The sequence below is a fragment of the Bradyrhizobium manausense genome (assembly GCF_018131105.1).
Classification (GTDB): Bacteria; Pseudomonadota; Alphaproteobacteria; order Rhizobiales; family Xanthobacteraceae; genus Bradyrhizobium; species Bradyrhizobium manausense_B.
Genome location: NZ_JAFCJI010000003.1, coordinates 198,856 through 222,980, shown reverse-complemented (window position 1 = coordinate 222,980; position 24,125 = coordinate 198,856). Strand labels below are relative to the sequence as shown.

The 24,125-nt window shown below is 64.7% G+C and carries 23 protein-coding genes; 11 read left to right on the top strand and 12 right to left on the bottom strand.

The genetic code is table 11. The features are described 5' to 3' along the window. Positions 1-82: 82 nt before the first annotated feature. Together JQ631_RS27785 and murI are read right to left on the bottom strand one after the other, a co-directional pair. Entirely contained in the window at positions 83-856 is a 774-nt protein-coding gene (locus JQ631_RS27785; protein ID WP_212332259.1) for an HpcH/HpaI aldolase family protein, read from the bottom strand. Positions 857-917: 61 nt separating this feature from the next. Continuing rightward, the gene (gene murI, locus JQ631_RS27780) at positions 918-1,715 is read right to left on the bottom strand and encodes a glutamate racemase (protein WP_212332251.1); all 798 of its coding nucleotides are present in this window, start codon (positions 1,713-1,715) and stop codon (positions 918-920) included. Between the two features lie 170 nt (positions 1,716-1,885). On the opposite strand from murI, the gene JQ631_RS27775 reads away from it, so the two are divergent. Together JQ631_RS27775 and JQ631_RS27770 are read left to right on the top strand one after the other, a co-directional pair. After that, positions 1,886-2,437 carry a cytochrome b gene (locus tag JQ631_RS27775; protein WP_212332249.1) on the top strand — a complete coding sequence of 184 codons (552 nt, stop codon included), beginning with the start codon at positions 1,886-1,888 and terminating at the stop codon, positions 2,435-2,437. Positions 2,438-2,626: 189 nt separating this feature from the next. Next, positions 2,627-3,268: a glutathione S-transferase family protein gene (locus tag JQ631_RS27770; RefSeq protein ID WP_212332245.1), complete on the top strand. Its 642-nt coding sequence runs from the start codon at positions 2,627-2,629 to the stop codon at positions 3,266-3,268. A gap of 5 nt (positions 3,269-3,273) precedes the next feature. Here the strand turns inward: JQ631_RS27770 and JQ631_RS27765 are convergent, their stop codons facing one another. Together JQ631_RS27765 and JQ631_RS27760 are read right to left on the bottom strand one after the other, a co-directional pair. Further along, positions 3,274-4,080: a Crp/Fnr family transcriptional regulator gene (locus tag JQ631_RS27765; RefSeq protein ID WP_212332242.1), complete on the bottom strand. Its 807-nt coding sequence runs from the start codon at positions 4,078-4,080 to the stop codon at positions 3,274-3,276. A gap of 258 nt (positions 4,081-4,338) precedes the next feature. After that, the gene (locus tag JQ631_RS27760; RefSeq protein ID WP_212332240.1) at positions 4,339-5,430 is read right to left on the bottom strand and encodes a SecDF P1 head subdomain-containing protein; all 1,092 of its coding nucleotides are present in this window, start codon (positions 5,428-5,430) and stop codon (positions 4,339-4,341) included. A gap of 248 nt (positions 5,431-5,678) precedes the next feature. Between JQ631_RS27760 and JQ631_RS27755 the strand changes: the two genes are divergently transcribed. After that, positions 5,679-7,586, top strand: coding sequence for an acyl-CoA synthetase (locus tag JQ631_RS27755; RefSeq protein WP_212332226.1), 1,908 nt, complete (start codon positions 5,679-5,681; stop codon positions 7,584-7,586). Between the two features lie 74 nt (positions 7,587-7,660). Here the strand turns inward: JQ631_RS27755 and JQ631_RS27750 are convergent, their stop codons facing one another. Beyond that, a complete protein-coding gene (locus tag JQ631_RS27750) occupies positions 7,661-8,833 on the bottom strand; it encodes a M20 aminoacylase family protein (protein WP_212332223.1) in 1,173 nt (390 codons plus the stop codon). Between the two features lie 651 nt (positions 8,834-9,484). On the opposite strand from JQ631_RS27750, the gene JQ631_RS27745 reads away from it, so the two are divergent. Further along, positions 9,485-10,072 (top strand): TetR/AcrR family transcriptional regulator, encoded by a 588-nt coding sequence (locus JQ631_RS27745; RefSeq protein WP_212332208.1) that lies wholly within the window; start codon positions 9,485-9,487, stop codon positions 10,070-10,072. Positions 10,073-10,083: 11 nt separating this feature from the next. Here the strand turns inward: JQ631_RS27745 and JQ631_RS27740 are convergent, their stop codons facing one another. The 3 genes from JQ631_RS27740 to JQ631_RS27730 form a co-directional block, all read right to left on the bottom strand. Further along, positions 10,084-10,389 carry a hypothetical protein gene (locus tag JQ631_RS27740; protein WP_212332205.1) on the bottom strand — a complete coding sequence of 102 codons (306 nt, stop codon included), beginning with the start codon at positions 10,387-10,389 and terminating at the stop codon, positions 10,084-10,086. Between the two features lie 109 nt (positions 10,390-10,498). Beyond that, positions 10,499-11,149: a response regulator gene (locus tag JQ631_RS27735; protein WP_212332202.1), complete on the bottom strand. Its 651-nt coding sequence runs from the start codon at positions 11,147-11,149 to the stop codon at positions 10,499-10,501. Positions 11,150-11,156: 7 nt separating this feature from the next. After that, positions 11,157-12,524: a sensor histidine kinase gene (locus tag JQ631_RS27730; protein WP_212332199.1), complete on the bottom strand. Its 1,368-nt coding sequence runs from the start codon at positions 12,522-12,524 to the stop codon at positions 11,157-11,159. Positions 12,525-12,705: 181 nt separating this feature from the next. Between JQ631_RS27730 and JQ631_RS27725 the strand changes: the two genes are divergently transcribed. The 5 genes from JQ631_RS27725 to JQ631_RS27705 all read left to right on the top strand — a co-directional run bounded on the left by JQ631_RS27725 (position 12,706) and on the right by JQ631_RS27705 (position 17,086). Continuing rightward, positions 12,706-13,491 carry a MotA/TolQ/ExbB proton channel family protein gene (locus tag JQ631_RS27725; RefSeq protein ID WP_212332196.1) on the top strand — a complete coding sequence of 262 codons (786 nt, stop codon included), beginning with the start codon at positions 12,706-12,708 and terminating at the stop codon, positions 13,489-13,491. Beyond that, positions 13,488-14,174 carry a DUF2135 domain-containing protein gene (locus JQ631_RS27720; RefSeq protein ID WP_212332192.1) on the top strand — a complete coding sequence of 229 codons (687 nt, stop codon included), beginning with the start codon at positions 13,488-13,490 and terminating at the stop codon, positions 14,172-14,174. Before JQ631_RS27725 ends, JQ631_RS27720 begins: the two co-directional genes overlap by 4 nt. After that, entirely contained in the window at positions 14,167-14,772 is a 606-nt protein-coding gene (locus tag JQ631_RS27715) for a hypothetical protein (protein WP_212332189.1), read from the top strand. Before JQ631_RS27720 ends, JQ631_RS27715 begins: the two co-directional genes overlap by 8 nt. 118 nt (positions 14,773-14,890) lie before the next feature. Further along, a complete protein-coding gene (locus JQ631_RS27710) occupies positions 14,891-15,631 on the top strand; it encodes a metallophosphoesterase family protein (RefSeq protein WP_212332186.1) in 741 nt (246 codons plus the stop codon). Between the two features lie 6 nt (positions 15,632-15,637). Continuing rightward, complete coding sequence (locus JQ631_RS27705) at positions 15,638-17,086, top strand: bifunctional serine/threonine-protein kinase/universal stress protein (protein ID WP_212332183.1); 1,449 nt, start codon at positions 15,638-15,640, stop codon at positions 17,084-17,086. A 6-nt stretch (positions 17,087-17,092) separates the two neighbouring features. Here JQ631_RS27705 and JQ631_RS27700 read toward each other — a convergent pair whose 3' ends face one another. Further along, positions 17,093-17,284, bottom strand: a complete 192-nt coding sequence (locus JQ631_RS27700) for a hypothetical protein (protein WP_212332180.1) — start codon at positions 17,282-17,284, stop codon at positions 17,093-17,095. Between the two features lie 504 nt (positions 17,285-17,788). Continuing rightward, complete coding sequence (gene rpe, locus JQ631_RS27695; protein ID WP_212332178.1) at positions 17,789-18,490, bottom strand: ribulose-phosphate 3-epimerase; 702 nt, start codon at positions 18,488-18,490, stop codon at positions 17,789-17,791. 253 nt (positions 18,491-18,743) lie between these two features. Here rpe and JQ631_RS27690 point away from each other — a divergent pair, with 253 nt between their 5' ends. Continuing rightward, a complete protein-coding gene (locus tag JQ631_RS27690) occupies positions 18,744-19,547 on the top strand; it encodes an EF-hand domain-containing protein (protein WP_212332176.1) in 804 nt (267 codons plus the stop codon). Positions 19,548-19,562: 15 nt separating this feature from the next. Here the strand turns inward: JQ631_RS27690 and JQ631_RS27685 are convergent, their stop codons facing one another. Together JQ631_RS27685 and JQ631_RS27680 are read right to left on the bottom strand one after the other, a co-directional pair. Next, positions 19,563-20,558 carry a P1 family peptidase gene (locus JQ631_RS27685; RefSeq protein WP_212332174.1) on the bottom strand — a complete coding sequence of 332 codons (996 nt, stop codon included), beginning with the start codon at positions 20,556-20,558 and terminating at the stop codon, positions 19,563-19,565. A gap of 57 nt (positions 20,559-20,615) precedes the next feature. After that, a complete protein-coding gene (locus JQ631_RS27680) occupies positions 20,616-23,420 on the bottom strand; it encodes a PAS domain S-box protein (protein ID WP_212332171.1) in 2,805 nt (934 codons plus the stop codon). A 254-nt stretch (positions 23,421-23,674) separates the two neighbouring features. Between JQ631_RS27680 and JQ631_RS27675 the strand changes: the two genes are divergently transcribed. Further along, entirely contained in the window at positions 23,675-24,064 is a 390-nt protein-coding gene (locus JQ631_RS27675; protein ID WP_212332160.1) for a response regulator, read from the top strand. The last annotated feature ends 61 nt before the right edge of the window (positions 24,065-24,125 follow it).

Sequence of the window (24,125 nt, the reverse complement as noted above, 5' to 3'; positions counted from 1 at the left end):
GGCTGACGTGGGGGACGGCGAAAGGCCGCCGACCCTAGCAGCACTGCCGTTCGCGGCAAGCCTCAAGAGCTGGGGCCACAGCTCAGCGTTTGATCCCGTCGAACGCCGCCATGATGCCGCGCTGGAACAGCGACCAGTCGAAGCCGAGCGCGATCGCGCGGTAGCCGCGATCGATCAGGGCGTTGGCCTGGTCGGCGCTGCGTGCCACGCCGCCGATCGGCACGCCGCTTCTGAGGATGCCGGCCTCGGCGCGCGCGATCAGCTCGCGCAATTCCGGATCGTCCATCTGGCCGCGCTTGTTGATGGAGGTGGCGAGATCGCCGGGACCGATGACCGCGACGTCGATGCCCGGCGTTGCCATGATCTCGTCGATGCGGTTGACGGCATCGACATGCTCGATGGTGATCATGCAGATCATCTCGTCGTCGGCTGACGCCATGTAGTCAGGCATCGACTGGCCCCAGCGGAATGGAGCATGGAAGGGACCCCAGAGCCGATCGCCGCGCGGCGGATAGCGCACGCTGCGCACCGCTTTCTCGGCCTCGTCGCGATTGGTGATCATCGGGAAATTGATGCCGAAGGCGCCGATGTCCATCGGCGCTTTCGCAAGCCACGGCTCGTTCGCCGCGATCCGCACCAGGGGCGTGCACGGAGTGCCTGTTGTCGCCGCGATCATCGCATGCGCTTCGGTGAGCCCGATCGGCCCGTGCTCGAGATCGACGATGATCCAGTCGAGCGAGCGCGCCATGATCTGCACCATCTGCACGCTCGGGATCGTCGCAATCGCGCCGAAGGCGGGGCGCCCCTCGCTCCACATCTGGCGGAGGCGATTGAGCGGCGTTGCGGGGACCGGCATGGGATGACCTGTGCGCTGATGACGACGGCGAAGCCTAGCAGCGCGCCGTGTCTGCGAAAAGTCAGGCGACTGCGCGCCCGCCGAAGAACGGGGTCAGCGTGGCGCTGAGGCCATGCACGCGGTTCGACGTAAAGATCATCTCGGCGCTGGACTGCGCGATGCCGCAGGTGGGCGGACCGAGCAGATCCGAAACGCGGCGGGCGATCGCCGGCGCTGGATCGATCCACTCCACCGGCCAGGGCGCGAGCTTTTTCATCCGATCGAGCAGCAGCGGATAATGCGTGCAGGCGAGCACCACAGTGTCGGTGCGCGCACCTGCGTCCGCGGCATCGCCGACGAAGCAGGGGACGAGCTCGGCGAGGATGTCGCCGTCGCTGATGGGGTGGCCACTGAGCTCACGCTCCGCAAGCGAGGCCAATTCGGGCGAACCGACCAGCGTCACCTCGCATCCCAGTGCGAAATCGCGGATCAACGCCTTGGTGTATTCGCGCTTCACCGTGCCCTTGGTGCCGAGCACCGAGACGCGGCGGGTCTTCGAGCGGGCGCAGGCCGGCTTGATCGCCGGCACCGTGCCGACAAAGGGCACGGAATAAGCGGCACGCAAGTGCGATAGGACCAGGGTGGACGCCGTATTGCAGGCGATTACGATGAGATCAGGATCATGGGTGCCGATCAGCTCCCCCATCAGCGGCACCACGCGGGCGATGATCTCGTCCTCGCTGTGGTGACCATAGGGGAAGAAGGCGTCGTCGGCGACGTAGGTATAATGCGCATCCGGTCGCGCGGCGACGACCTCACGGAGGACCGTGAGCCCGCCAAGGCCGGAATCGAATACCAGGATCGTCGGGGAATTGGTCACGTCGTTACCCTAGCCCGCCATGGTTACCATTCGGTTTTTGGGGCGGTTTTGCGGCCGAGGTGCCCGACGGCCAGTTTGGAACGATTCAATTTCGTGATTGCCGCCTGTTCCCGCTATCAGCAGCCGTGCTGCGCTGCGGTTGGGACATCCGCAAATTTTCGGGAGCCGACATGATCAGAAACACGACGACCAGCTGGGGCAGCGTCGCCCGGTGGTTTCACTGGGGCCTGGCGCTGGCGATCATCGGCATGATCGGCTTCGGCTGGTGGATGAACCACATCCCGGCGCGCGCCGACAAGTTCTTCTACCGCTCGATCCATGCCGACATCGGCTATGTGATCCTGCTGCTCACGGCGCTGCGCCTGGTCTGGCGCGCCCTCAACCCGACGCCGGCGCTGCCGGCCGAGACCTCGCGCTGGCAGAAGGTCGCGGCCCATGTCAGCCATGGCGCGCTCTATCTCGTCGTCATCCTGGTCGCGATGCTGGGGTGGGCCCATTCGGGCGCGCGTGCGACCAATTATTCGGACTTCTTCGGCCTGTTTCACGTGCCGCAATTCACCTCTCCGGACAAGGCGGCGGCGGATGCCTTTGAGGACCGCCACATTTTCTTTGCCTATGTGCTGCTGGCCTTGATTGCGGTCCATCTGATCGCAGCCCTCTGGCACCACTTCATCCGCCGCGACCGCGTGGTCGCGCGCATGGTGACGGACGAGGCCGGGTAGGGCAGGCTTCCGCTCGGCTCGTCAATGCGAGCCAACGGGGCCGCGCAACGCGCGGCCCGATGACAGGCTTCCGCGGAGCAATCCAGAATCGTGCCGCGGGCAGCAGTCCGGATTGCTTCGCTGCGCTCGCAATGACAGGTTAGGATACTCTGTCACAACCGATCCAGCTCGCGATCGCAGGGAGACGTCATGCTCACCGTACACCACCTCGGCAAATCGCAATCGGAACGCATCGTCTGGCTCTGCGAGGAACTCGGGATTCCCTACGAGCTGAAGTGCTATGCCCGCGACCCCGTCACCAAGCTGGCGCCGCCCGATTACAAGGCGCTGCATCCGATCGGAGCAGCACCCGTCATCACCGACGGTGACCTCGTGCTCGCCGAGTCAGGCGCCATCGTTGATTACATCCTGGCCAAGTATGGCAACGGTCGCCTCATGCTCCGCGCCGATGATCCCGGCTTCGCTCAATTCCTGTACTGGTTTCACTTCGCCAACGGCACCTTGCAAGCCGGCATGGGCCGCCTGATGTTGCTGAACCGGCTCAAGCTCACTGATGACAATCCGATGCTGGCGGCGACGAAGGCGCGCGTCGACCGCGCCTTCGATCTGGTCGATGCCCGCGTGCGCAATGCCGAATATCTGGCGGGCGGTAGTTTCACCACGGCCGATATCATGACCGGCTTTTCGCTGACGACGATGCGCTATTTCCAGCCCTATGACCTCACGCGCTGTCCGAACGTGGCCCGATATCTCGGCCGCATTGGTGCGCGTCCGGCCTATCAGCGCGCGATGGAGAAGGGCGATCCGGGCATGGCGCTGCTGCTGAGCTAGCCTCGTCAGGCGATCTTGTTCGTGGTCGCGGACCGTGCCGAGGCCAGCTGCTTCTGCAGGCGATCGATGTTCTGCAGGAGGCGCTGGCTGGTCAGCACCAGGAAGTAATAGCCGAACTGCGGATCCTGGAAGTAGATCTCGAGCAGGCGGTCATAGGTGATCGTCAGCACCTGGCCGTCTTCGATGCATTCGATCGTTCCGGTGCGCCGGTTATCCGGCGTGAGGAAACCGAGCTCACCCATCAGCGCACCCGGCTGAATCTCGACACCGATCTCCTTGACCAGGAACTTGCCGGTGACCGTGAGCAGCATGTCCTTGGCCGGATCGCCGAGCTTGAACAGCGTGTCGCCGCGGCGGTATTTGCGCTCGGTCATGAACGGCTTGAGCCATTCGATCGACATGTCGCCTTCCGCCGCATGACGCGCCTTCTTGACCAGCTTGAGCATCTGCCGCAGGCGCAAGGCGTTGATCGGAAGCATCAGGAGATAGAGCAGGAACGTCGAGACATTGGCGGAGAGCGCACCGAAAATGGCGAAGAAGGCGCAGCCGATCATGTTGGCGACGCGCAGGGGCACCATCGTCCGCATCAGGAGGGTGGCTACGAAGAAGCCGGCGCCAATCGTAGCGAACAGATTGGCCAGCGTGATGTTGTGGACGAAGATCTCCAGCAGCCGGTTGAAGATCGCGTCCCAGGTGACGTTGTTGGGATCGAGGCCGATCTGGACCAGGATCTTCGCGATCCTGAGGTTATCCGTGGCCGCGTCGAGAATGCGGTCGAGGATCGAGGAAATGTCTGCACTGCCGGACGGCATGGTACTAATCCCGCGTAAGGCCTTCAGTCCTGGTCGGTATCCGCGACACCTATAGCCGAAATCGAATGACGACCGCTTGAAATGAGGCCTTCGGTCGCCTTGCCGCAAGGGACAAATTTTAGCCTGATCGGCGGTTTCGGCAATTGCCCGTTGGTTGCGCGCATGATCCCGGCGCACAACGTGATTCGGGGCGGGGGCCCGAGGCAGGACGTGGCGTCCGGAGGGGCGGTCGGCACGAAAAAGGCCGTCCAGCAAGTCCTATGGCTTGGCGCCCGGCTGGACGACCTGCTGCTCGACGAGCGTAAGGTGTCCGGGCAGGGCACCGGCGCGCAGCAGCATGGCCACGCTGTTGGCCTCCTCGAGGGTGAAATTGCCTGATATCTGGACGGAGCCGGCTGTGATGGGCTCGCGGATCACAGGAGCGGAGATCACCTTGTCGTCGAGTACGATGGCCAGAGCTCTGCCGACGCTCTCTTCGGTGAGATGGGCAAAACGTCGCGCGCCGCGCCCGTTGAAGCGGAACTGGGCGACCGGATCCTTGGTGCCGGCCGCAAAGCCCGGCGCCGCATAGCTGATGTCTTCGCCGTCGAGCGCGCTGTCCTTCGAGCTGTCCTTGACGACCAGATAGGGCCGCTTGTCCTTGAATCCGAGCAGGACTTCCGAGCCTTCGGGCGGCGTGCCGGATTGTGCCTGTTCCGCGGACATCGAAGCATCGATCGGGTGGAAGCTGACCTTGACCTTCCGGGCGAAGATCGCGGTGATGCGCTCGGGGTCGGTCACCCCGGGCAGGAAGATGCGGATGCGGTCGGTCCCGTCAGGGACGACACTGACGAGCTGGACGTCCGCGTCCTTGAGGCGCTGCTCGATCATGGCGATGGAATCTTCGACCAGTTCGTTCAGCCGAGCCTTGGACGCGGCATCGGTCGGCGCGAGCCGAATCGCTCCATCGCCGCCGTCAGTCACAGAGACCACGTGTGACGGCAGTCCCTCCGCGGCGGAGGCGAGCTTGCGCGCGAGCTGGTCGCGACCTCTGGCGTCCGCGATCTTCACATCAACGCCGCCATCGCGGATGGCAAGATTGGAGAAGGCGATATGGCCGTCGTGCAAGATCTTGTAGACGTCGTCGCGCAGATCCGTGACGACGCTTTCGCGCAAGGCGTCACTGTCCACGACGTAGATGACCCGCGACCCGCCCAGCTTTTCCATCTTGTCGCCGACGAAGGCCGCGATCTTGGCGCGCATCTTGTCGAACTGGCCCTCGGCGAATGCTGCGCTCGGCAGGGTGACCATCGCGGCCATGGCGAAGGCGAAGATCAATCGCGTGGTGCGGTCCCGCTTGGGCGTAGTCATGATCACCTCAAGTCTTGCGGCAGGACGCTGGCAGATGAATCCAATCCCTGATCTTGGTACCCGGATCGGGCAGGGAGGTTCAAAGGCCTGTCAGGCGTTGTTCATCGCCACAGCCGGCAGGCAATGGACGAACGCCAAATCATCCATCATTGTGGTCGCGCTCGACGGGTCAATCTGTCGAGGCCCCGTTGAACCAATGTCAAAAAGACAGGCGGCGAGGGACGAGATCTGAGGGAGGACGGAATTCCATGGCGGGCATCCACGCGCTCGATCGGCTCATTGGTAAAGATTATCCCGAGCTTTTGACGGACGAGGAGGTCCGAGCCTTCGAGCAGGTCCCTTACGCCGATCGCGTTGCGGCCGAGAGTACCTATGATGCGATCAAGCTTGGGGCCGCGCGCAACCCCGACGGGGCTGCGATCCAGTTTCTGCAAAATGCCGATCCGGCCGATACGCCGCTCGTGGTCAGCTACCGCGACTTGATCGCGCGCGTCACGCAGGCCGCCAACATGTTTCACGCGCTCGGTGCGGAGAAGGGCGACGTCATCTCCTTCATGCTGCCGCTGCTGCCCGACGCCTTCGTGACGCTGTTCGGCGCCGAGGCTGCCGGCATCGCCAATCCCGTCAACCCGCTGCTCGAGCCGCACCAGATCGCGGAAATTCTGGAAGCGGCGAACACGAAAATCCTGGTGGCGCTCGGGCCGATGCCGGGCACCGACATCTGGCAGAAGGTCGAGCAGATCCGCCCGCAGCTCAAGCACCTCAAGGCAATCGTGCAGGTGGCGGGCGGCGGCGATCCCGCCAAGGCAGTTTTTGCGTTCAACGATCTGATCAAGCAGCAGCCGTCCGATCGGCTTATCAGCGGGCGCAAGATTCTCGGCAGCGACATCGCCGCCTATTTCCATACCGGTGGCACCACTGGCACGCCAAAGCTGGTGCGGCACACGCATGCCAACCAGGTCTATCAGGCCTGGGCGCTCAACCTGCTGCTGAAGGCGAAGCCCGGCGCCAACATGCTGTTCGGCATGCCGCTGTTTCATGTCGGCGGATCGCTGACGCAGGTGCTGCTGACGCTATCCGCCGGCGGCTCGCTGGTCGTGCTGTCGCCGAGCGGCTGGCGCAATCCCAACGCCGTGAAGAACATCTGGGGCCTGGTCGAGCGCTTCAGGCCCGAGGCGCTGTCGAGCGTGCCGACGGTGCTCGCCGCAGCGCTCGCGGTGCCGCCGGGGAATGCGGATATCTCCAGTCTCAGATATGCAGCCGGCGGCGGCTCGGCGATCCCGGTTGCGGTCGGCTCTGCGATCCAGGAAAAGCTCAGGTTGCCGGTGGTAGAGGTCTACGGCATGACCGAGACTTCGAGCGTGCACACGCTGGCCTATCCGTCGCGACCGATCCGGCTCGGCTCGGTCGGCCTTCCCATGCCTTATGCGCGCGTCCGCATCGTGCAGCTCGACGCCGACGGCAACCTGATCCGCGACTGCAAGCCCGACGAGATCGGCGTCGTCATCATGGCCGGGCCCGGCGTGTTCGGCGGCTATCTCAACGATGCCCACAACACGGGCGCCTTCGTCGACAAGGTCTGGGTCAATTCCGGTGATCTCGGCCGGTTGGACGCCGACGGCTATCTCTGGATCACCGGCCGCGCCAAGGACCTCGTGATCCGCGGCGGTCACAACATCGATCCGGCGCCGATCGAGGAGATCATGTTCCGTCATCCCGCCGTCGGCTTTGCCGCGGTGGTCGGCCAGCCCGATGCTTATGCCGGTGAGCTGCCGGTGGGGTACGTACAGTTGAAGCCCGGCGCATCGGTCGAGCCCGGGGAACTCGAGACGTGGGTGCGCGAACGCACGCCGGAGCGCGCCGCGGTGCCGGTGCAGGTCATTCCGATCGACCCGATGCCGGTGACCGGCGTCGGCAAGGTGTTCAAGCCGCAACTTCGCTGGGACGCGGCGCAGCGCGTGTTCACCAGGGTGCTGACCCCGATCGTCGCACGCGGCATCGACTGCAAGGTGAAGGTCGGCGCGCACGGCAGTCACGGCTCGATCGCGACGGTAACGCTTGCCGGGCTGCCGGCCGATCAGCGCGACATCGTTGCGGGCGAGGTGCACACGCTGCTCGCGCCGTTCGTGATGCGGCACGAGGTGGTACAGGCGTAGACGTCGCAGGGTGGGTTACGCCGAGCGGTTTACGCTCAGCGCAATCCTGGAGGCTGACCCACCCGAGATCGACGTTAGCCGGCCGGCATCGCCGTTTCGATGAGGCGCACCCAGAACGAGGCGCCGTGGCCGAGGATGTTGTCGTTGAAGACGTAAGCCGGGTGGTGGCACGCCGGGCTGTCGCCCATGCCGACCAGCACCATTGCGCCGGGACGTGCCTCCAGCATGAACGAGAAATCCTCCGCGCCCATCATCGGGATGATGCGGTCGTTGACGCGCTCAGTACCGACGATGTCACGGGCAACGTCGGCGGCGACGCCGGCCTCGCGCGCATGATTCATCGTCACCGGATACATCCGCGAATATTTCGTCTCAGCCGAGCCGCCATAGGCGCGGGCGACGCTGTCGGCGACTTCGCCGATGCGGCGCTCGACGAGATCGCGCACGTCAGGGTCGAGCGTGCGCACGGTGCCGCTGAGTTCGGCGGTTTCGGGAATGATGTTGAAGGCGGTGCCGGCATGGAATTGCGTCACCGAGATCACCGCCGATTTTAGCGGATCGATGTTGCGCGCGACGATCGATTGCAACGCATTGACGATCTGCGAGCCGATCAGGACGCTGTCGATTGCCTGGTGCGGCGTGGCGCCGGCGTGGCCGCCCTTGCCGCGGACAGTGATGCGGATGTTGTCGGAGGAGGCGAGCAGCGGGCCCGCCGTCGTCGCGAAATGGCCTTCGGGGAGGCCCGGCATGTTGTGCATGCCGTAGACCTGCTCGATGTTCCAGCGCGTCATCAGCCCGTCCTCGACCATGGCCTTGCCGCCGCCGCCACCTTCCTCTGCGGGCTGGAAGATCACGACCGCGGTGCCGTCGAAATTGCGCGTCTCGGCGAGGTACTTTGCGGCGCCCAGCAGCATCGCGGTGTGGCCGTCATGGCCGCAGGCGTGCATCTTGCCCGGGATCTTCGAGGCATAGGGCACATCGGCGGTTTCCATGATCGGCAGCGCGTCCATGTCGGCGCGCAGGCCGATTGTCCGGCCGGAGCCGGATTTGCGGCCGCGGATCACGCCGACGACGCCGGTGCGGCCGATACCCGTCACCACCTCATCGCAGCCGAACTCACGCAGCTTGTCGGCGACGATGCCGGCGGTGCGGTGGACTTCGTAAAGCAACTCCGGATTCTCGTGCAGGTCATGGCGCCAGGCGGCCATTTCATCGGAGAGGGCGGCGATGCGGTTGACGATGGGCATGGGGCGGATCCGTTTCTTGTTCGTAGGGCTGGTGCCGCAGCGTAACCCGCCCTGATGCCGGGGTGAAAGGCGGATCACGTTGCGATCATCCGCTCCTCAGGGATTTCTCAGCTTTCGCGGAGCATGCGTTGACAGGGTGACCGAAGGCGGCGGGCGTCAAAAATACCTTTTGTATCCAGGGTTTAGCAGCGTATCTGCCAAGTCAAATGATGGGAGGCTGGGAAGGGCAACCGTCGGGCTAGGCGGCACGCCGCCGGCCGCAGAAATTAGCTGTCATTCACGGATCATTGAATAACAGATATTGAAATCTGTCATCGAGCCTTGTATATCCGTTCCCGGACGCTCCGATTGGGCGTCCCGCGGTCATCCCTCCCGGGGAGCACGAGGTCCGAAACAACGACGGATCAAGGCGCGTAATTTTGGGGTGGGGACCGCGGACGAATGGAGACTTAAGAAAATGACGACCGAAATCATCAACTTCACCGGCACGATTGGGCATTGGCTCAATTTGCTGGTCGCGCGCCAGATCGCGGCGCAGGCTGCAAAACTGCCTCATTAAGGCGAGACGCTTTCCGAACCGACCGGTATGGGCGCTTCGGTAAGCCTCCATCGCCGGGTAAACTGGACCCTGAACGGGAACATGGTGCTGGCATGAACGAAGCCGTTGTCTTGACGCCGGAGCGGATCCTCGAGGTCACGGAGGACGTCTTGCGGCGCTACGGACTTGCCAAGGCTACCGTTGTCGACGTTGCCCGCGCGCTCGATGTGAGCCACGGCAGCGTCTATCGCCATTTCCCAAGCAAGGCTTCGCTGCGCGAGGCTGTGGCCAAGCGCTGGCTCGACCGCATCGACGCGCCGCTGCTCGCGATCGCCGAGGAGCAGGGTCCTGCGCCCGCGCGCCTCGATCGCTGGCTGCGCACGCTGTTCGCCGCCAAGCGTTCGCGCGTGCTCGACGACCCCGAGATGTTCGAGACTTATCTGACGCTGGCACGCGAGGCCTGCGCGGCCGTCAAGTGCCACAAGGACACCATGGTCGACCAGATCGCGGCGATCCTGGCTGACGGCGTCAAGCAGGGCGTGTTTGCCGTCGACGACGTCAAGACGACGGCACGCGCGCTGTTCGACGCGACCTGCCGCTTCCATCATCCGGCCCATGCCGACGAATGGAAGGATGCCGAACTGCCCGCGCGCGTCGACGCGACGCTCGCGCTGGTGCTGCGTGGGCTGAAGGCCGGTTAGACCCGCCTGACTTACTCTCGCGCCTTGTGAAGAGCGGCGCCGTCGCGAACCGGGCGCGAAGCTGCCGCATGTTTGCGCGCTTGAAAATTGCCGTTGGATCCCGGTACGACCGGCGGACTATCCGGATATGCATTGACCGCGATTTCGACGTCGTCCTTTGATCGCTTGCGAAGGCGATAGAATGTCAGCTCCTGATCGAGCATGGGGCAGCGGAAGTGGACGACGGCGGTATCAGGCAGGCGGCAGAGCTCGTCGATGAGCTCGCCTACAGTGATGATCGGAGGATGGGCGACGGCGTTGTGATGACCCTTACTCATGACCTTCTCCTACGCTGCGCTATCAACTTGAATGGAATAGCCTCTGTTCCATTCCGCTCGGCAGATTGAGAAATTTCATGTCATGCCAGTCAGTGCGGCAGTCCTGCTGCTAGATCCTGGTCAGCCCGCACCCCGCAGCCAACCTCACCAGTTGAGCGTCCGTCCGCGCGCCGGTCTTCGTCTTGATCAGGTAGTGATAGTTCTGGACCGTCTTGACGCTGAGATTGAGATGCGCCGCGATCTCTTCGGTGGTGGCGCCGCCGGCGAATTGGCGCAGGATCTCGATCTCGCGCTCGCCTAATTGATCCAGCGCCGAGCCTGCCGACAGGCTGTCGTCGGCCAGCACATGCGCGATGTCGTCGCTCATGGCGCGCTCGCCACGCGCGACGCCGCGGATCGCGTTCACGACGGCAGAGGGCGCGCTGCTCTTGGTGACGAAGCCGGAGGCGCCTGCATTGAAGGCGGCTTTCACCAGCACCGCCTCATTGTGCATGGTGAACACAAGGACACGGGCCCGCGGATTGCGCGCGCGGATGTTGCGGATCGCCTCGAGCCCGCTGGCGCCGGGCATCGAGATGTCCATCACGATCACGTCGGGGTCATGCGCCTTGAAGGCGGAGTACGCATCAGCGGCGTTGTCGGCTTCCGCCACGACGTGGAGATCGCCCTGGCTCTCCAGCACGCGTCGGTAGCCCTGGCGGACGATCGGGTGATCGTCGACCAGCAGCACCGAGATGCCTGTTGCTGCGACATCGCTCATGGCGGCCTCACGCAGCGAGAGGGATCGTCGCGGCGACGCTCAGCCCACGCCGCGCGGGCAGGATCGACAGCGAGCCGCCGGCTGCGGTCACGCGCTCGCGGATGCCGGTGAGGCCGAAGCCGGCCGAGCGCGCCACGCGCGCCGCATCGCCGCCGCCATCGTCCTCGACGCGGATCAGCAGTGCGTCGTCCTCGCCGGCGCACCGCTCGACGTGCAACGAGATCTCGCGCGCCGCACCGTGGCGCAGCGCGTTGGTCAGGCATTCCTGGGCGACCCGATAGGCGGTGGTGGCGGCGGGGCCGCTGATGTCGGTGAGATCGCCTTTGAGGTCGAGCTGGATGGTCGGCTGCGTTGCGCTCTGCGAGCGCCAGCTATCGACGAGGTTGACGAGGCTGGCCTCGAGCCCGAGCTCCTCGGGCAGGGGATTGCGCAGGCGCTTGAGCGCATCGCGCAGCGACGCCATCAGATGGTGCGTGGCCTGCGAGATCATGCGCGCATCCTGCGCGGTGCCGCCGTCCTTCTGCTGCGTGCTCGCCATCTCGATCGTGTTGGCGAAAGCCAGGATGGCCGAGAGATTTTGTCCGAACTCGTCGTGGAGCTCGCGGGCGAGCGCACGGCGCTCGTCGTCGCGGATCTCGATCAGGCGCCGCGTCAGCGCCGCGCGCTGTTCGGTGGCCTCTTCAAGCCGGCCGCCGAGCGCACCGACGGCGCCCCCGATCATCGCGAGCTCCATCGAGCGGAAGCGCGGCAGCCTGGTGCGATACTGGCCGCGCGCCATCCGCTGCAGGGCAAGCACGATGGCCTGCGCCGGCGCCAGCGTGTGGGCGATCGCGAGCGAGGCGAGCAGGGCGATCGCCGCCGCCATCAGCAGCGCGACGTCGATCACGTTGAGGATATATTCCCAGGCAAGCGAGATCGAGGCTGCTTGATCCGGCGTCGCAACGACCGTTCCGGCGGCTGCGGCGCGGGGGCTGACGGGCCGTACCGCCTCGGCATGACTGCCGAGGAAGATCGGAACGATGGCCGCGAACCAGCGTGGCGGCGTTCGGCCGATCCCCTGGCTCTGGCCGCACAGCGGCTTCTCGAACGCGGTCGCGGGCTGGAACTCGACACAGACGCCGGGCGAGATCAGTTTCATCGTCTCCAGCGTGCGCCACTCCGGAACCGGTACGAGATGCTCGCGCATCCTGCTGCTGCGCAGCAAGAGTTCGTGCCAGTAAAGGCCCTGAAGGGCCTGCGCGACCCGTTGCGCGGACGCCGCAGTCGCGCGGTCGACGCTGCGATAGGCATCGAACGTGGCCCATATGGTTGCTGCGCCAAGGCACAGCGCCACAATGAGAAGCAGGCGGGCGACAAGCTGAAGCACGAGGCGCATGCGATCACCCCAAAGTTTGGTAAGCTCAGCCTAACAACGCCGCCGCGCCTTGCCAATTGCAAGGCACGGCAGGATTGCAGTTCGGGCAAATTTCCCAAGCCGGATTGGGCATGGGTCTTTGGACCGGAAACGGCGGCTTTGATCTAATCGGGGTGGAATCGCAGGTCAGGAGCAGTGCAGCATGAGTTCGATGACGATTGGACCGATCGCGAACACTGCGACCGACCCCTCCGAGCGCAGCGCGCTGCTGTTCTGGATGATTTTTACCGGGCTGTCGATCTTCGCGGTCGTGCTGCTGTGGCGCTTCGGCCTGATCCACCTGATGCTCACCTCGGATCGGACCTACATTTCGAGCGTCATCGCGGTTCTCTATATCCTGACCTGCGGTCATTGCTTCCTGCGCACACGGGCGATCGCGCGTGAGGGCGCGGCTGCACGGCGCTGCCGCGCGGTGCTGGCGGCTCCCGACGGCAGCAGAGCGCTCGATGCGAGCACGTCCGCGCTGCCGCGCGGCCTGGTGCGCGATCATATCGACAGTCTCGTGACGAAAGCCGCGGCACAGGACTATCGCCCGGTCGACCAGACGCTGCTGCTGCGGACGCTCGCCGACCGCCTGCGCGGCTCCAACGGGTTCGGTGCGTTCGTCTCCGACACGCTGATGAAGCTCGGCCTGCTCGGCACCATCGTCGGCTTCATCATCATGCTGGCGCCGATCGCGGGGCTGGATGCCGCCGACAAGGTCGCGATGCGCTCCTCGATGGGATTGATGAGCGACGGCATGGCGGTCGCGATGTACACGACGCTGGCGGGCCTTGTCGGCTCCATACTAGTCCGCATCCAGTACTACATGCTCGACGCCGCGACCCAGCGGGTGTTCTCGGACGCGGTGGTGTTGACCGAGACCTACGTGACGCCGGTTCTCGAGCGCCACGGCGCTGGAAATAAGGGCGCTGGAACGCCGTCATGATGGACGATTTCGGTCTCTATCCGCGCGAGGAGTCGTTCGATCCGCTGGGTGTGATGCTGTTCAAGGCGCTCCAGGTGGTCGCCTTCCTGTTCTTCCTCGCGCTGCTCGCGGTCTCCCCCGATGCCAAGGAGGGCAAGATCGACTCCAAGGCCGAGTTCATGATCACGCTGGACTGGCCGGACAACCATCCTGATGATCTCGACCTGTTCGTGCAGGATCCCGCCGGCAACATCGCCTGGTATCGCCATCGCGAGGCCGGCTTCCTCACGCTCGATCGCGACGACCGGGGCGGGGCCAACGACTTCATCATGGTCGCCGGAAAGAAGATCGCTTCGCCCATCCGCGAGGAGATCGTGACGCTGCGCGGCATTGTCCCCGGCGAATACACCGTCAACGTCTCGCATTTCGTCGCAACGACCGGCGAGCCCGTGACCGCCAATGTGAAGGTGCAGAAGCTGAATCCGACCGCGCAGGTGGTCTTCGACAACAAGTTCACGCTCGACCACACCGGCGACGAGAAGACCGCGGTGAGGTTCCGGCTCGACGCCGAGGGCAAGGTCATCGACGTGAGCCAGCGGCCGAAATCGCTGATGGAGACGTTCCGCAGCAAGTGGCGCAACGGGGCTGATCTCGACCCGAGCACCGGTGTGAGCGCGAACGTAAAGAGGATCCGCCGTGATTAATCTGCAGACGGTCATCCTCACTTTGTCGATCGCCTATGCCGTGATCGGTGCGCTGTTGCTGGTCGTGCTGGTCTATGCACGGCTGCACTGGTCGCTGAAGGCGGTCGCGGTGGTCGTGACCAGTGCCTTCTATGTCGTCAGCTTCACCGAGATGCGCGGGCTGCTGGGCTGGGCCAGCACCGACCGGCTGCCCACCGCCTTCAAGCTGCTCAAGGCGCGGATCGTCGAGCCGCATTCGCTGGAGGGCGATCCAGGCTCGATCTATCTCTGGGTCGAAGAACTCGACGAGGATCATCGTCCGAGCGGCATCCCGCGCGCCTTCCGCGTCCCGTACAACGACACCCTGGCCGACAAGACCCATGCGGCCGAGAACGAGATCGCGGCAGGCCATCCGCAAGGCGGGCGCGCGGCGGATTTCGGCGGTGGCGAGGGCAGTCTGATCGACATGGTCCGGGAATATGTGACGCCCAAGGTCATCCTCGAGACCAGCGGCGGCGATTCCTCGACCGGGGAGTTCAATGCCCCGCCGGCCGGCGCGCAGGGCGCAGTCTTCACGCCGCTGCCACCGCCCCGGATGCCGCCCAAGGACGAGCAATAGGCCCTTCACCATCGTATCCCGTGTGGCGCTGGTAAACCGCCCCGCGCTGGCGCATCTTGTTGACCTCCCTCAAATTGGCTTTATCGGCGTCCAATAGGAATTTGAGGGTGGAGGGTGTGTGCTTTTCGCTGTCTTCTCGGATATCCACGGCAACCGGCAGGCGTTCGAGGCGTGCCTGAAGGTGGCCCGCGCCAAGGGTGCGGAGCGGTTCGTCATGCTCGGCGATTTCGTCGGCTATGGTGCCGATCCGGAATGGGTCGTGGATACTGCAATGGATCTGGTCGCCCAGGGCGCCGTCGCTATCCGCGGCAATCACGACCAGGCGGTGAATTCTTCATCCGAGACCATGAACAGCGCGGCGCAGATTGCGATGGAATGGACGCGCGGGCGGCTCGACGCCGCGCAGCGCCGGTTTCTTGCCGAACTGCCGATGCTCGTCGAGGACGGCGACCGTCTGTTCGTGCACTCGGAAGCCTCTCATCCCCAGCGCTGGCACTACATTCGCTCGACCGCCGACGCTGCCAGGAGCCTGATATCGACCCCCGCCCACGTGACCTTTTGCGGCCACATTCACCGGCCCGCGCTCTATTCGATGTCGGTGACAGCGAAGATGACGGGCCTCGTGCCCAAGACCGATGTGTCCGTGCCGCTCCTGCGCGGTCGGCAATGGCTGGCCGTGCTCGGCGCGGTGGGCCAGCCGCGTGACGGTGATCCGTCGGCGGCTTTCGTGCTGTTCGATACGGCCTCATGCCAGATCACTTACTGCCGCGCGCCCTATGACGTCGCGAGCGCGGCAAACCGGATCCGCGAGAACGGCCTGCCACATTGGCTCGCCGACCGGCTGTCGGAAGGGCGCTAGAGACCGATGCCGATCCCCCTGGTCAAAGCCGGCGCCGTGATCGACGGCTACACCATCGGCGAATGCGTTCATGCCGGCGGCATGGCGACGCTCTGGACCGTCACGCATGCCGGCATCGACGCGCTGCTGCTGATGAAGATCCCGCGGGCCTCGGAGGGCGAGGACCCGGCGGCAATCGTCTCCTTCGAGATGGAGATGATGATCCTGCCCCGGCTGACAGGCCCCCATGTGCCGCACTGCTACGGCACCGGCGATTTCGCGCACCAGGCCTATGCCGTGATCGAGCGCATTGCAGGGACCACGCTCTACAAGCGGCTGCCCGATCTGCCGTTGCCTTACGACGAAGTGCGGCTTCTCGTCGCGAAGATCGCGACCGCACTCGCCGATTTGCACCGGCAGAACGTGATCCATCACGACATCAAGCCGAGCAGCATCATGTTCCGCGGTGGTGATGAGAAGGGATTGGGCGAGGCCGTGCTGATCGACTATGGCCTGTCGCATCATAACCATCTGCCCGATCTGTTGCAGGCGGAGTTCCGCCTGCCTTACGGTACCGCGCCGTATATGGCGCCGGAACGGCTTCGCGGGGTACGAGACGATCCGCGCAGCGATCTGTTCTCGCTCGGGGTGCTGCTCTATTTCTTCACCACCGGCGAACGTCCCTTCGGCGAGGGTGAGACACTGCGCGCGATACGGCGCCGGCTGTGGCGCGACCCTTATCCGCCACGCGCGCTCCGCAGCGACTATCCGCCCTGGCTCCAGGAGGTGGTGCTGCGATGCCTCGAGATCGAGCCGGACTGGCGTTATCCGACAGCCGCTCAGCTCGCTTTCGATCTCACCCATCCGGACCAGGTCAAGCTCACAGCGCGCGCGGAGCGGATGAAGCGCGATCCCCTCAGTGTCGCCTGGCGCCGCCGGTTCAACCCTGACGTCAGGCAGCCGGGTGCGAGATCAGATCTTGCGACGCAAATGGCGATGAGCCCGATCGTCGCGGTCGCGCTCGATACCGTGGAGGGGGCGCCGGAGCTGAACGAGGCGCTGCGGGTCACCACGGAACGCATCCTGGCAACCTTGCCGTCAGCACGGCTCACCTGTGTCAACGTGCTGAAGCTCAATCGCATCGCCGTCGACAAGACGCTGGATGAGCAGGGTTCCAACAAGCACATCGATCGTCTCGTCGCGCTCCGGCACTGGGCGATGCCCTTGAAGCTCGACGAGAGCCGGCTGTCGGTTCACGTGCTGGAGGCGGTCGATCCCGCCACGGCGCTGCTGGAATTCGCCGAGATGAACTCGGTCGACCATCTCATCATCGGGGCGCGGCAGAATTCGTTCAGGCGTACCTGGCTCGGCAGCGTCTCGGCCAAGGTGGCTGCCGAGGCGACCTGCACCGTCACCGTGGTGCGGCCGCCGCGGATGGCTGCGGCAAAACCGGACGCCGGCGTGGTATGGGGCTAGGAGAGATCAGGCCGCGTGCGCGGTGTGGACGACGCGCTTGCGGCGGATCGGCCAGGAGAACTGCGGGCCGGGCTCACCGTGATCCGGACTGCCGCCGAAGTATTGAATGATCTCGCGGCAGGGCTCGCAGTTGAAGAGGTTACGCGACGCTGACGCTTTGGTCATTTCCTTCAGGCAGTTCGGGCAGTGCGGTTTCATCAGTTCAGAGTCCAATTCAGAATTTCAATGCCGGTGTGGTGACCGGAATGAGGTGTCGAGATCCGTCGTCTCGGCGCCCGGTTCATCGCGCATCTCGCCTTCGGAGCGTTCGAGCCGACCGAAGAAATAGTCGAGGTTCGGATGCGGACGTCGCGGGATGCGACACCTGCGTTTCGGCTGACGCTTCACGAGCGCGAATTGCACGGTGTCAGATCCGGCTGCGACGCAGGTTACTGGCCGAGCGTGCCGGGACCTGCACTGGTCCGGCCGACGGGCCAAACACAACAAACGCACAAAAACCAAGCCACAACGCCACGCCAGTCCAAACCAGGGTCGTCGTCATGATGTGCTCCCGCGAAACAGGCAAGAATCACTAGCAGTGATTTGCGCGAATCAGGGAAGTCCGGAGGAGTACGGAATGAGGTTGCAATTTTAACTATTGCGCGCTGCGACGCGGCAAGAACAGTCGTACTTGCCGTCGTGTCGAGGTGACAGTGTGGTGGCTCAGATCGCTTCGCCGCGCGCGCTCGCGGCCGCGTTGCGGATCGCCGCGATGTTGGTCTTGTAGGCGTCCTGCGTGCCGCCTTTGAACACGGAGGTGCCGGCGACGAAGGCATTGGCGCCGGCGGCGGCGAGCGCTCCCGCGACGTCGGGGCCGACGCCGCCGTCGACCTCGATGTCGATCGGCCGGCCCGCCGTCATCGCGCGGATGTCGCGGATCTTGCCGATCGCAGAGGGGATGAACGCCTGGCCGCCGAAGCCCGGATTGACCGACATCACCAGCACGAGGTCGACCAGATCGAGCACATATTCGAGCACGCTGATCGGCGTACCCGGATTGAGCGAGACGCCGGCTTTCTTGCCGAGCGCGCGGATCGCCTGGAGCGAGCGGTGCAGATGCGGACCTGCCTCGGCATGCACGGTGATGTGGTCGCAGCCGGCCTTGGCGAAGGCCTCGAGATAGGGGTCGCAAGGCGAGATCATCAGATGAGCGTCGAACACCTTCTTGGTGTGCGGGCGCATCGCCTTGATGACGTCGGGGCCGTAGGAGATGTTGGGCACGAAGTGCCCGTCCATCACGTCGAGATGGATCCAGTCGGCGCCGGCCGCATCCACCGCGCGGACCTCCTCGCCGAGCCTGGAGAAATCCGAGGCCAGGATCGAAGGCGCAATGGCCAGGGGGCGGGGGGCGAAGGCTTGGGTCATGGCGCGGTTTCCCGGGGCGGCATAGAGGCTGACGGCCTCGCCTAACATGGGCCTCCCGGCCGGGCAATGCAGGGAGGGTGAGCTTCCTGTGGGCGGAAATTTCTGCCGGCGGCGGCATGAATTGCCGATGGTCCCGCACCTCGCACGACACGACGGATACGGATTTCATTGAGCTTTTCGCGTTGGCACGTCGCTTGCTGACCTCACGGCGGAACATTGGCTGCGGCAATGCCGCATGGGTTGGAGTTGTGCAATGTTGTTTGCGCTTGGTGCCGTCTCGAGTGCGCTTGATGCCATTCAATCGCTGACGAACTCGAAAACGTCCTCGACGCAACAGGCGGGTTCGTCACAAGGCGCGTCGACCAATCCGTTCGCGATCGACAGCGACAACAGCACGACGCGCACCGCGACCTCGTCGGTCAATGCCGGCCGATACCCGCAAATCTCGCCAGAGACCATGAATGCGCTGTTCGCGGCACAAAGCCAGTCGTCGGACTCGACCAGCTCCACATCGTCGAGCGCGACGTCCTCGACATCGACGAGCCGGAACGACGCGCTGAAGGACCTGTTCTCGCAGATCGACGCCAATGGCGACGGCCAGATCACCAAGTCCGAGTTCGAGAACGCGCTGGGTGCCGGTGGCACCAACCTCGCGCAGGCCGACGACGTGTTCTCCAAGCTCGATGGCAATTCCGACGACAGCGTCAGCCTGGACGAGATGTCCAAGGCGCTGAAGGGCAGTGGCCATCACGGTGGCCACCACCATGCGCACGCCGCGAGCGGCTCGGGCGATGCGTCAGGCAGCGAATCAAATTCGTCCTCATCGTCGAGCGGCGGGTCGACCTCGACCACGACGACCGGTGCCGACGGCTCCAGCACCACCACCGTCACCTATGCCGATGGTTTCAAGATGACGACGACGGTGCCCGGCGCTTCCAGCTCTTCGCATGGGTCGGGCGCCGGCAATTCGCCCTATGACTGGTTTGCGCAGATGATGCAGAACCAGACGCAGGGATCGTCGGGATCTGCGACGTCCAGCATGTCGATGAGCGTGTAAGCACGCTCTGAGGCATTAGCCGAACCGATCATTCCACGCGGACTGCGCGCCCGGGAACGGCAGCGCGGTTGCGCTATGGACGCCGCGGGCAATGGCGCGAGCGACCACGTTGGCGGCGACCATGCCGAGCTCGGTCATGCCGACGATCGGATCGATCGGCTTCGCACATGTCGCGGCGGCGAACAGCACGTCACCATCGGTCGGGGCATGCACCGGATAGATCGCTCGCGCAAAGCCCGTGTGCGCGATCATCGCCAGCCGCTTGGCCTGGGGCTTGGTCAGCACCGCATCGGTGACGACGACGCCGATCGTGGTGTTCTCGCGCTCGGTTGCGGCAGGGCCGCCCTTGATGCGCATCTTGAGCATGTCGTCGGTGAATTTGTCGGGCAGTCCGCGACCACCGAACTCGCCGTTGACCTCGAACGGCGCGGCCCAGAACCACGGTCCGTCGCCGACGGTGGCGCTGCCCACCGCATTGACGGCGATGATGGCCGCGACCTTGATGCCGTTGCTGGTGACGGCGGACGCCGAACCGAGCCCGCCCTTGAACGTCGCGGTGGTGGCCCCAAAGCCCGCCCCGACGCTGCCGAGCGCAAACTCCGTCCCCGCGGCGGCCGCTGCGGCGAAGCCGAGCTCGCGATAGGGCGGAAAGCGCTCCCAAGCCTTGTCGCCGCCATTGAGCAGGTCGAACAGGATCGCGCCCGGAACGATGGGGATCAGCGCCTCGCGCACGCGGAAGCCGCGGCCCTGTTCGGCGAGCCAGGCCTGGATGCCGCCGCCGGCCTCGATCCCGAAGGCGGAGCCGCCCGACAGTGCTATCGCGTCGACGCGTTCGACCGTATTGGCGGGATCGAGCAGCGCGTCCTCGCGTGTGCCGGGGCCGCCGCCGCGGACGTCGATCGCCGCCACCGCCGGCTCGTCGAACACGATGGCCGTCACGCCGGAGGCCAGCTTCGCGTCATGGGCATGGCCGACGCGGACGCCGGCGATATCGGTGATGAGGTTTTTCAAGGACGGCACTCCATGCGGCTAGCACGGCCTCAGCGATAGCGCACGCGCGCATCGCGCTCAACTCGCCAGCGCCGTCCTGAGCATCTTGGCGAGCTCCGACTTGCGGTACGGCTTGGCCAGCAGCAGCACGCCGGAATCCAGCCGGCCGTGATGGACGATGGCGTTTTCCGTGTAGCCCGAGGTGAACAGCGTCTTCAGTTCCGGTCGTCGCCGCGCGGCTTCGTCGGCGAGCTGGCGGCCGTTCATGCTGCCGGGCATGATGACGTCGGTGAAGAGCAGGTCGATCTCCTTGTCGGCATCGATGATGACGAGGGCTTCGGCGGCGTTGGCGGCCTCGAGCGCGGCATAGCCGAGGCTCTTGACCTGGGTCACCACATACTGCCGCACCAGCGCGTCGTCCTCGACGATCAGGATCTTCTCGTCACCGCCGGTGATCGGCACGTTCTGGAGCTGTTCGTACTCGGTCTCCTGCACGCCGGTGGACCGCGGCAGGTAGATCTTCACGCTCGTGCCGTGGCCTTCCTCGCTGTAGATCTTGATGTGGCCGCCGGACTGCTTGACGAAGCCGAACACCATGCTCAGCCCGAGGCCGGTGCCTTTGCCGACCTCCTTGGTGGTGAAGAAGGGATCGAACACCCGCTCGAGCAGCTCCGCCGGAATGCCCGAGCCGGTATCGCTGACCGCGATCATCACGTAATTGCCGGCGACGACATCGGGGTTCATGCTGGCATAGCCGTCGTCGAGGAAGATGTTGCGGGTCTCGAGCACCAGGGTGCCGCCGTCGGGCATGGCATCGCGCGCATTCAGCGCGAGATTGAGGATTGCCGTGGACAGCTGCCCCGGGTCGACCAGTGCGGGCCAGGCATCCTCGGTGAGCTGCGGCATGATGGTGATCTGCTCGCCGAGCGTCGGGTGCAACAGCTTGCCGGCCTCGAGCACCAGGGCGTTGACGTCGATCTCGCGCGGCTGAAGCGGCTGCTTGCGGGCGAAGGCGAGCAGGTGCTTGGTCAGCTGCGCGCCACGCTCGGCGGCGTCGTCGATCAGCTTGGTGATGGCGGCAAGCTCGGGCCGGTCTGCGACCGCGTCCGCCAAAATACCGATCGTGCCGGTAATGACGGTGAGGACGTTGTTGAAATCGTGAGCGACGCCGCCGGTCAACTGGCCGATCGAATCCATCTTCTGGACCTGCCGGAACTGGGCCTCCGCAGCCTGCTTGTCGGTGAGGTCGCGGCCGATGAAGAAATGGCGCTTCACCGGCTCTGACCAGTTGCCCACCCAGTTCAGGGTCACCTCGTGACCGTCGTAATGATAGTAGCGCGCCTCGAAGCTGCGCTTGGTCCGGCCGCGGCGGGCCTTGCGCATCTCGCTCCGCGTCTTTTCGAGGTCGTCGGTGTGGATGAACTCAGTCGCGCTGTGGCCGATGAAATCTTCCGGGCTGAAGCCGAGGATGTCCTTCACGCTCGGGCTGACCTGGACGAAATTGCCGTAGCCGTCGGTGACCAGGATCAGATCCTGCGAGGTCTCGAAGATGCGTTCACGTTCCTCGATTTCGCGGCGCAGCTTTTCGCGCGACTGCTTTTCCTCGGTGATGTCATGGGCGATCTTGGATGCACCGATGATCTCGCCGCTGTCCGATCGCAGTGGCGACACGTTCAGGACGACGTCGATTTGACGGCCGTCCTTGCGGATGCGGACCGTCTCGTGCTGGGCAATCGACTCGCTGGTGCTGACGCGGTTGAGAAGACCCCTGGCTTCGGCCCTTCGGTCCTCCGGCACCACAAGGTAGATCGATTGGCCGACGGCTTCGGCCGCCGAATAACCGAACAGGCGCTCTGCGGCCCTGTTCCAACCCGTGATGCGGCCGTCGAGCGACTCCGTGATGATGGCATCGTTGGAGGACTCGACCACTGCGCCGTACAGCGCGAGGCGTTTGCCGTAATAGTCGCGGTCGGACGCCGATTGTTCGCGCAGCCGGCCGACAAGGCCCATCGTGTTCGCCTGAAGGCGGACATTCTCGATCAGGAGCACGACGAGCACGAAGCTTGCGGCGCAAAGCCCGTAGAGACGGCCGGCATAGAAGCCGAGATCATAGCGGGCGATGTTGACGATGGCCGACAGTGCGATGTCGAACAGCCACGCGCACATCGTGACCATCAGCCAGACGTCGATCACGGTATGCGGCTTGCGGAACCACAGCGTGATCAGTGCCGCGAAGCTCAAGGACCAGACAAAGGATACCACACCGATCATGGTGGTGGTGTAGCGGCCGTCCTTCAAAAGGACCGGCAGCAGATCGTGCTGTGCCGTGACGATCCAGGCGATGGCGATCATGGCGGCGATCACGCTGAGGACGGCGAGCACGACCGAGCGCTCGGTCGGTCCATCGACCTTGTTGCCGCCGTTACCGTCCTTCAGCCATCCATAGGCCAGCACGAACAAGGGGAATCCGCCGTGCCAGATCATGTAGAGCCAGACCGTGGTCTGGGTGCTGGCGCCCAGCAGTCCGGTCGGCGCGAACAAACCCGGGAAGGTGAGGGCGTGGGTCACCGCCGCCGCAGCTGTGAACAGATAGCCGGTCGACAGCAGCAGCAGTGCGCGGCTGCGCAGCACGGCGAATTGCGACAGCAGCAGGACCGAGGTGATGATGTCGTTGACGGCGAGCGCCGACTGGTAGCTGGCCACGAAGGCCGGTACCTGGATCAGCGGAGTCCCTGCGAAGGGGACGGCCAGTGCGAACAGGATCGCGGAGATCCCGACGATCGCCAATGCTGCAGTGCGATCGCTCTGCGTGGCCGGCAACGTCGAAAGGAATGTGCTTCGGTCGTTCCTGGCGTGCACGTTGACCTCTCGTTGGGTCGGCATGGGTAGTCCACGTGACTTCATTGGCCGGCTACCTTCGTACTTCGGCCTTGGCCTCCATGGTAGCCGGCTCCGGGCGCGTGTCCCGAGGGGATATGCCCGCGACTCAACCGAGGGTTACAGCTTACTTAACTCGGACAGGGAATCGGAATAGGGAATCAGTAAGGTTGGCTTTACTGGACCGCCCCCATACTGCCTTGGCGCACCCCGCCGTTTGAATTGAACCAATTAATGATACGAATTCGGAAGTTGTTCCCATGCCCCGTGTCCTTGTTGTCGACGACCAGAAGGACGTCCGCGCCATGGTCTCGATCGTCCTTCGGGTCAACCAATATGACGTGGTTGAAGCCGAGAGCGGCGCGGCCGGCCTGAAGGCCTTTGGCGAAGACGTTTTCGACGCGGCGATTGTCGACATTTTCCTGACCGACACCAGCGGTATCGAGGTCATGACCGCCATTCGTGAGCGGGCTCCCGGATTTCCGATCGTGGCGGTATCGGGGATGACGGCGCTGGATTTCATGGGCGAGGCGCCGGGCCTTGACGGCGTCGTCTGTCTGCAAAAGCCGTTTCGGCCGAACGACCTGTTGCAAGCGCTCCGGAGGGCGCAGCAAGCGTCGGGCGACGAATTGTCCGCGGCGGCCGTCTGACGGTGCTGCGAAAGAAAACGCCCCGGCGAACCGGGGCGTTGACGTCGATCGTTGAAAGGTC

Coding starts and splice junctions, on each gene's coding strand:
- JQ631_RS27785 (WP_212332259.1), bottom strand. CDS start 856: ATGCCGGTCCCCGCAACGCCGCTCAATCGCCTCCGCCAGATGTGGAGC.
- JQ631_RS27775 (WP_212332249.1), top strand. CDS start 1,886: ATGATCAGAAACACGACGACCAGCTGGGGCAGCGTCGCCCGGTGGTTT.
- JQ631_RS27770 (WP_212332245.1), top strand. CDS start 2,627: ATGCTCACCGTACACCACCTCGGCAAATCGCAATCGGAACGCATCGTC.
- JQ631_RS27765 (WP_212332242.1), bottom strand. CDS start 4,080: ATGCCGTCCGGCAGTGCAGACATTTCCTCGATCCTCGACCGCATTCTC.
- JQ631_RS27760 (WP_212332240.1), bottom strand. CDS start 5,430: ATGACTACGCCCAAGCGGGACCGCACCACGCGATTGATCTTCGCCTTC.
- JQ631_RS27755 (WP_212332226.1), top strand. CDS start 5,679: ATGGCGGGCATCCACGCGCTCGATCGGCTCATTGGTAAAGATTATCCC.
- JQ631_RS27750 (WP_212332223.1), bottom strand. CDS start 8,833: ATGCCCATCGTCAACCGCATCGCCGCCCTCTCCGATGAAATGGCCGCC.
- JQ631_RS27745 (WP_212332208.1), top strand. CDS start 9,485: ATGAACGAAGCCGTTGTCTTGACGCCGGAGCGGATCCTCGAGGTCACG.
- JQ631_RS27740 (WP_212332205.1), bottom strand. CDS start 10,389: ATGAGTAAGGGTCATCACAACGCCGTCGCCCATCCTCCGATCATCACT.
- JQ631_RS27735 (WP_212332202.1), bottom strand. CDS start 11,149: ATGAGCGATGTCGCAGCAACAGGCATCTCGGTGCTGCTGGTCGACGAT.
- JQ631_RS27730 (WP_212332199.1), bottom strand. CDS start 12,524: ATGCGCCTCGTGCTTCAGCTTGTCGCCCGCCTGCTTCTCATTGTGGCG.
- JQ631_RS27725 (WP_212332196.1), top strand. CDS start 12,706: ATGAGTTCGATGACGATTGGACCGATCGCGAACACTGCGACCGACCCC.
- JQ631_RS27720 (WP_212332192.1), top strand. CDS start 13,488: ATGATGGACGATTTCGGTCTCTATCCGCGCGAGGAGTCGTTCGATCCG.
- JQ631_RS27705 (WP_212332183.1), top strand. CDS start 15,638: ATGCCGATCCCCCTGGTCAAAGCCGGCGCCGTGATCGACGGCTACACC.
- JQ631_RS27700 (WP_212332180.1), bottom strand. CDS start 17,284: ATGAAACCGCACTGCCCGAACTGCCTGAAGGAAATGACCAAAGCGTCA.
- rpe (WP_212332178.1), bottom strand. CDS start 18,490: ATGACCCAAGCCTTCGCCCCCCGCCCCCTGGCCATTGCGCCTTCGATC.
- JQ631_RS27690 (WP_212332176.1), top strand. CDS start 18,744: ATGTTGTTTGCGCTTGGTGCCGTCTCGAGTGCGCTTGATGCCATTCAA.
- JQ631_RS27680 (WP_212332171.1), bottom strand. CDS start 23,420: ATGCCGACCCAACGAGAGGTCAACGTGCACGCCAGGAACGACCGAAGC.
- JQ631_RS27675 (WP_212332160.1), top strand. CDS start 23,675: ATGCCCCGTGTCCTTGTTGTCGACGACCAGAAGGACGTCCGCGCCATG.